The 7,427-nt window shown below is 45.5% G+C and carries 3 protein-coding genes and 1 pseudogene; 1 reads left to right on the forward strand and 3 read right to left on the reverse strand.

The window, feature by feature from the left end; all coding sequences use genetic code 11:
- The first annotated feature begins 627 nt into the window (after positions 1-627).
- Positions 628-939 carry a hypothetical protein gene (locus F0145_RS25925; RefSeq protein ID WP_150093596.1) on the forward strand — a complete coding sequence of 104 codons (312 nt, stop codon included), beginning with the start codon at positions 628-630 and terminating at the stop codon, positions 937-939.
- Positions 940-1,533: 594 nt separating this feature from the next.
- Here F0145_RS25925 and F0145_RS25930 read toward each other — a convergent pair.
- From F0145_RS25930 to F0145_RS25935, 3 genes and pseudogenes are all read right to left on the reverse strand, one after another.
- Positions 1,534-6,126: a DUF6443 domain-containing protein gene (locus F0145_RS25930; protein WP_223816249.1), complete on the reverse strand. Its 4,593-nt coding sequence runs from the start codon at positions 6,124-6,126 to the stop codon at positions 1,534-1,536.
- Positions 6,127-6,306: 180 nt separating this feature from the next.
- Positions 6,307-7,023: pseudogene (locus F0145_RS27095) on the reverse strand (hypothetical protein); the annotation flags it as partial.
- On the reverse strand, positions 6,977-7,427 hold a 451-nt coding region (locus F0145_RS25935), incomplete at its 5' end, for a hypothetical protein (protein WP_223816248.1). The pseudogene F0145_RS27095 and the gene F0145_RS25935, both read right to left, overlap by 47 nt.

Here is a 7,427-nt window from a genome sequence, read left to right on the forward strand (position 1 = left end):
GCTTAAATAAAGCCGCTGTTTCGGGCGAGGGTGGAATTATTTTAGGGAGTGCTGTTTGAGCCCAGCTTTTACTTACAGTAATACCGGCACATTCAATTATCAATAGGCAAAGCAAGGCCACCCGAAAAGCCGCGGCTTTTCTGTCATTATAAGCTGGAAGCATAAGAAATGGTTAGTAAAGGGTTCGTTCCAAAGTACGCGGGTAAAGGATTCTGCTAAAGAATTTATATATACCTATATAGGCAAGGTAAATGGGTCTTTATACAAAAACAATACTGAAAAATCAGTATTTTTCAGAATGTATTTTGAAAAACTTCCGCATTTCCCCTTTGTTCATCATAATATTTTTAATCTGGAGTAACAATGGGCCTGCTTAGCGAAAGCCAATAACAAATGTTATGTTAAATAGAAGGTGTTTCTGGCTTTTGTTATATTTTAAGAAGGGGTTAGCACGATTAGTAACTTATCTATTATATTAGCAGAAATATATGTAATGGTAAAGCAAGTTCAATAGCAACGAGTGGCCAGAACTAGGCAAAAATAGGCGCTTTTATCTTTATACATAGTGCAGATAACCGTATGTCATTACGTTTATCTGCTAGTTGGCTGTAACCATAAAAGGAAATATTGAAAATACGATTAAGCACGAAATATTTTAGGGTTAGAGTAGCAATTTGGATTTGCTCTTTCGGGGCTTTGGTATTCCTATTAAGTGGAATAAAAGTCCTCAATGGAAGTATAAAAGAAAAATCCCTATCTGAAATTTTGATAGAAGATAAAGTTCTTTTTCTATTTACACTTAGTTCCATTTTTAGTTTAATCGCTGTAGTTGGTATTCTCACCTATATAGAAAACCACTTTAATTTTGACAGAAAGAAGTGGAATCAAAAAGGATTTAAACCAAAGCTAGAAGTTTTAGGGGATTGGATAATAAAATAAAAATGGCAGCAGCCAACACAATGCATAAGTAACCCTTGCTTACGCTATGGGCTCCTCATGCACGCGGCCCGTTAGGCTTATAAGTAAGTTTATGTTAAGTCTCCCCTACTCATCTCAGCATTCAATAATATAGGATGATTTTTGAGATGGATTTTTAAGATAGAAATTCAACTAAAAAGACCTGGTGCTGCCAGGTCCTTTTTAGTATCTTTTTCCCGTCGTTTTTTGAGACAAGTTTATCAACCTATTTCAGAACAAAACACTCTATGCATACCGGAATTAAAATATAGGTGATATAGCTCCCGACCTGAAGCTATACCCTGGCTAAAAAGTAACGCCCTCTTCTTCATTTACTATTTCTGGTGTTGAGTAAAATAACTTCAGTCTTACACCGCAATATGGACAGTAGTTTATAGTCAATTTGGGGGTTAGAACGCTGAAGCGGTCATAGCCATTTGTAATATAATATGCATAGACATTCTTGTTCTCCCATAATGGGCTTGGCAAATATCTAACAATCCTAATATTAGGTGATGTTGTAGAAGGTTGAGAAACATCAAATTCAAATTTTTCACAACAGTATTTCATAAGCCATTATTTTACGCCAACAATTACCTTTAGTAACTCCCGCTTTACAACGGGATTGGTTATAACATATTCTAATCCCTTTTGTCCAGTTACTGCGTTTATTCCCATTCTGGTTTCAATAAGTCCTTCTTGAACCATAAGATGAAAATTATTAGCAGGTATTTTGAAAGCAGTAGCCCCATTAAAACCATTTTTAGCATAGCTTGCTGCATATGCAGCATCCTCTGCTAAGAACAAAGCCCCTGACCCTCCTTCTGAACCTGTCATTCCTCTGAAAATAATTTTATATACATCATCACCAGATCCTTTAAACAAATTAGCAATTGCACTGGCAGTATAACCTCTTCCTGACAATGCGCCCACTAAAACAGCCCCTTCAGTAACAGTACTCCTTCCTAACAGGCGTCCCAATAAACCTCCCATTGCCCCTACAATAGGCCCAACTACTTTTCCTCCAATGTAAAATGTCTCAAAAGTATAATCTGGTTGTATTGCATCTGAGCGCAGTTTAAAGTTACTATTGCCCTGATAGTTAAATAATTGACCATTTATATTAACAATTTGACCAGATTTTAAAGCTGATGCACGATTACTATTTTTCCCTTGATCTTTTTTCTCCTTGTTTCCATCTCCGTTTTCTTCACCGTCCTGGCTTTGCAACTGCTGCATGAATGTCTGGATCTCATCCTGATTACTCGTTGAGGCATTTCCATTAGCATCATAAGACCACATTCCATCCGGGTCAATAAATCGAATGGGGTTGTTTAAGGCATATGTATAAGGAGACCACCTTCTTCCTAATTCGGCCATTGGGTCCACGCTATTCCATCTCCCCAGTTGCGGGTCATACATCCGAGCTCCGTAGTCACTCCAGTTCAGGTTGAACTCATCCTGTTTTTCCTTGCCGTTGTACTGGAACTTATGGTCCGGTAAGCCCAGCTTTTCGATGCCTACCAGGTTCATGCCCCAAGGGTCATAATGGTTCTCCTGAATGGTCAAAGGCGTGGCGGTAGTCAGCATCAGGTCATCAAAGAATACCTCTTCCCCGCTCTCGGTCGCCGTAAACACCTCTACGTAGCCGTCCTGCTCGGCAATATACGCCAGCTCCAGCTTTTCCCAGCTGTCTTTCGCCTGTTGCGAGAGCACCTGGTAGTGACTGCTAATATAACTACCCGTGCTGTCATATACCATATATTTTAAATAAGCCTGCGGTACATTCTTTTCTTTTTGCACCACCTGCGGCGATAAAGCCAGACCCACACTCAGATAAGGGAACATTGGCTTACCCCTGCCCGGCATGCTGCCCTCCCGCGCTGGTGGCTGCGCTACCTGCACCGCGCCATTGCTCAACACCCAGGCCGCTAAGCTGGTCAGCACGCTGGCTTTATTTTCCACTTCGTAGTGGCCAAACACTTCCGCCCGGATGGTATCACCTTTGAACACGGTCAACCGCTTACCTGGTCCTAACAGCCGTTTTTCTTTGGCGTTCAACCGGGCCGCGTAGCTACCGGTGCGAGCCCGCACCTGGTCCTGTTTGCGGGTTTGGGCCACGTTGGTAAATACCGTATCTTCTTCCGCGGCCCGCGAGGCTTCCATGGTGGCTATCATGGTGGTAGTGGTGCCTTCGGCAAAAGCAACGCGTAAATTCCCCAGGTGGTCTTTTAAGTGGTACTCGTACTGCCACTTATTGGTCGCATTAGGCTGGTACAAGGCCCGTCCTTCCGGCGTATGAGCAAACTGAAGCACCCCACCTTGATACACTAAGCTGCCCACGTAATCGGTTTCCGGGGTTCCTACCCCGGGTATCTCCGCCCGCTTGCGCAGTTTGGTGCCATCCGCCGCGTAGGTGTACAGTAGCCGGCGGCCACTGTTATAATCAATCAGGGTAGGCAGATTCAGGTGATTGTAATTGATATTGACAATGCCTTTGTTCGTGTCTTTCTTCAGGTTACCATTGGCATCATACGTGTATTCGGGTACGGTCACACTGTACTTGTTGACGACATTGTTAATGTTCTTATCGTCAAAGTCATGCAGCAGCGTCGTGCTTTCGGTATCATCCACGCCCACCAGCTGGTTGCCTTTGTCCAGCTCGTACTTATAGCTGAGCTGGTCCAACAGACCGTAGGTCTTCGTGGTACCCGACTGCGCCCGTAAGCCGTTGCGGTTTAGATTAAGAATGTTGCCGTTACCATCGTAGCGCATCCCCCACATATCGTAGTGCCCGTTGGTGGCATCCAGCTGCTCGCCGGCCCAGGCCGTACCGGTATACGCCCGGAAGTCGGCTTGTAAGAGCCGGTTGAGCTTATCGTACTGGTAACCGTAAGTGCGCTTGATACCATCAGTAGCACTCTGCCATTTCACCCCCGCAATATTGCCGTTAAAGTAATTTTTGTTAAAGCCATAGTCATAGCTCAACTCCAGGCCGAACAAGTCACCCGTATCATTGTTGGTGACGTTGTTGTCGTTGGACAAGGCGCTGTTATTAATACTGGTGAGCCAGCCCCGGATGTTATAGCGGTAATCCACCGACTGCATGTACTGAAAGCCATCGTTGGTACTGTGCAGCCCTTTGTCGTGGAGCTGACCTAACTCGTTGTAAGTATTACCCACCAGCATAACTTCTGCTACATTGGCCAGCTGCACCGTATCGGTACTCATCCGCTGGTAATTTTTCAGCAAGCGGCCGGGCACGTCATAAACCATCCGGTTTTGAATCACGTGCTGGCTGGAGCCTTTGGTGTGGGTTAGCAAGGTTTTCTCTATTCGATTATTAAAGCTTTCGTACTTGGTGGTGAACCGGTCTTTGGTCTCCCCAAACTCATTAAAAGCATTGGAAAGCCGCTGAATCACCCGGTACTCCTCATCGTAGTAGTTTATTGACCATATCCAGTAAGTATAACTCAGGCCGAGCACTTTGGACCACTGGCCGGTAACCTGCCCTACCACGCGTTTATTTTGCTTGGTGGCTTTTACCCCGGCCTCCGGCACAAAAGGCTTGTTCTGCATATAGGGGTAATTGTAGTCGTCATAGTAGGTATAGGTCAGCACATCCGCCTCTAAGACATTGGTGGGGAAAGAGTTGATTAAGGTATAGCCCGGACCGGTCGAGGCGGTGGTGCGGGTTTCAAACTGCGCGGCCGTTGAATTTTTGGCATCGGCTTGGAGTTGGGCATGGGTACGGGTATCGGTGATAATACCGGTGAAAATAGGCCGGTTCAGCGCATCGTACTTGGTAAAGCTCCACTTATTGCCATTATTGGCTCGCTGATTACCATCCTGGCTCATCACCAACTGGTCGCGCTGGTTATACACCAGGTACACCGGCTCCGCGCCCGGCACTTGCTTGATGATAAGGCGCTGCCGCGCATCGTAGTGGTAGCGGAACACCAAGGCACTAACGGCTGCGGAGAATATCCAGTTATTCTGGCTCATTTGCTCCACGGCTTTCGGCGGCAACACATAGCGTAAGTTGCCCAAGTCGTCGTACACGTAATACGTAGATAAATACTGCCCAGCAGCTTTCTCGACTCTCTTCAGCACCACCTGCCCTTCTTTGTCTTTAAACTCCTGGGTTTTCGCATCTTGCTCATCGGTCACCTGGTTTACATAAAGCTGACCGGCGGCATAGGTTCCGGGGGAAATCAGGTTGGTACTCAGGCCCGCCTCAATCTGCCAAATTCGAACGGCATCCGTGCTCGTATTAGTCTGCTCCTGGAACCGTTGCGTGTGACCGGAAGCCAGATCCCAGTTTTTCCCAGGCGCGGCCTGCTGGAGCACCCGGTTCAAAGGGGAAGCCTCAAACTGCTTCTCGGCGTAGGCAATGCCCGTCCGGGGCAGTTTGTTACTGTAAGAATCGGTCGTAGTGGTATAAAATCCGTATTGCTCCTGCAAGGCATTGGGCCGGTATTCTCCGGCCGTGGTGCCACTGGCCGCCGCAATCGTATAGGGCAGGTAATCTTTACTTTGTCGCCCGTAGGCATCATAGGCAATAGGTTGCACCAGGTCGCGGGTACCCGGTGATTCCTGCCGGGTAACCGTCTGGATGGGGCGGCCTAGGCCATCAAAGTAGGTGGTGCTTCTCTGCACGAAGTTAGCCCCCCAACTCGCCACATTGTTCTCATCAACGGTCCCCAGGTACGGCGTAAAGGTACGTACATAGTTGATAGGAGCCGTAGTTGCGCCGGCAGCCGGCAAACTGCCACCCATTGTTGGAGCCAGGGAGGCTGTATTGGGTAAGTTAACCGGTAGTTTAGTGGTCGGTGTTTTAATAAGTACAACCTCGTGGCTGGTAAGAGATACACCCGTGGCCCATCTATTAGTAACTAAACAACGGTAAGTCCCGGCAGAAGCATCTACCGGGGAATTAATCGTATAAATACGTGCGGTATCTCCAGGCAAAAATTGCCATACCCCACCTAGAAGCTTCTGCCACTGGTAACGGTTGTTAAGAGCTTCATCCCTTACCCACATCTGGATAGGTTGTCCGTTGAAATAATACAGGGTATCCTTGCCTTTCTCTTTATTATTGATACCGATATCGCTCTGGAAACTATATATAAACGATTTGAACGGATGCGCGCCGTTAACATTCGACATATTAGGCCTTATAGCAGCAAAACCTAAATGATTACTATGAGCAGAAAGCGTTAAAAATTGCTTATTCGGTTTACTACTAAAATTAGGAATAGAGGTAAAGTTATTAATAGAAAAAAGAGCGTTCTGTAAAGAAGCAAAGTTACCAATGGCAGGAGGAATGTCTCCCGTTAGTTTATTCCTTGTCAAGGATAGGGTGATAAGCTTGTTTAAATTTCCAAATGAAGTGGGAATGGTCCCTTGTAATTCATTATAAGCAAGGTCTAGATGAATTAGGTTGGTAAGTTTTCCTAATGACTCGGGAATAGGACCAACCAACTTATTATTATAAAAAGTTAACTCTTTTAATTTTGGTAGTGTACCGAGTGTATCGGGAATATTTCCAGTTAATTTATTTCCAATAAAATAAACTATCTCTAAAGCCTTCATCTTACCTAAAGATAGGGGAATAGGACCAGTTAGGTTATTACCCCAAAACATCAGATAATTAACTTTCGCTAAATTCCCAATGGAAACCGGCAATTCACCAACTAAATTATTGTCCTTTAGACCAAGTCCGGTTACGTCTCCATCTTTCATGAATACCCCATACCAAGTTCCAAATTGAGCACTGGTAACATTTGTCATGCTGTTGATGCTATCCGGCCACTCATTCACCCAATTAGAGCCATTGGTATAATTATATAAATCTTTCAAGGCCTGGAATTCAATCTCATCCGGCACTTGATTAAAGGTCTGAGTCTGCCCATAGAGTGGCCGTTGGCTTAATAGTAACACTAGTCCAATCACCAATAGCTTACCAAAAGAAGGAAAAGACAGGGAGCGGTATAAATCTTTCATAAACTGGAATCTATTATTGATTAGCATACTGGTAGGTGTACTTTTTGCGAATAAGCCCATTTTGGTCCTTTATCACCGATAGGCGGCCGTAGGCATCGTAGGTGTAATAAGTAATCAGGTTATTGGCGTCACAGCTAGCAGTCTGCCCAACCAGCGGGTCATAGGTGTAAGTCGTCATCTGCGCCTCCACCGGGTAAAGCCGCAACTCATCCAGATTTCCCGTACCGGAAACCGTAACTGTGCTCACACCAGTAACCCGATGCTCGTACAGATTCCAGCCATTGATGGTCCGGATTTTAACTGCCGAGCCAGCGATGGTACCCGCAATACTCAAGGCCGTCGCATTCTGGCTCCAGTAGGAAATGATATAAGTCTTACTGGCGGTTAGGCCTGTTTTGGAAATAGCCCCGTTGCCTAAGGCATAGTACCTTTTACCGGTGGGAGCCACACCATTGGTTCTTAGC

Origin of the sequence: Adhaeribacter rhizoryzae, from assembly GCF_008629685.1 — a bacterium.
Taxonomy (GTDB): Bacteria; Bacteroidota; Bacteroidia; order Cytophagales; family Hymenobacteraceae; genus Adhaeribacter; species Adhaeribacter rhizoryzae.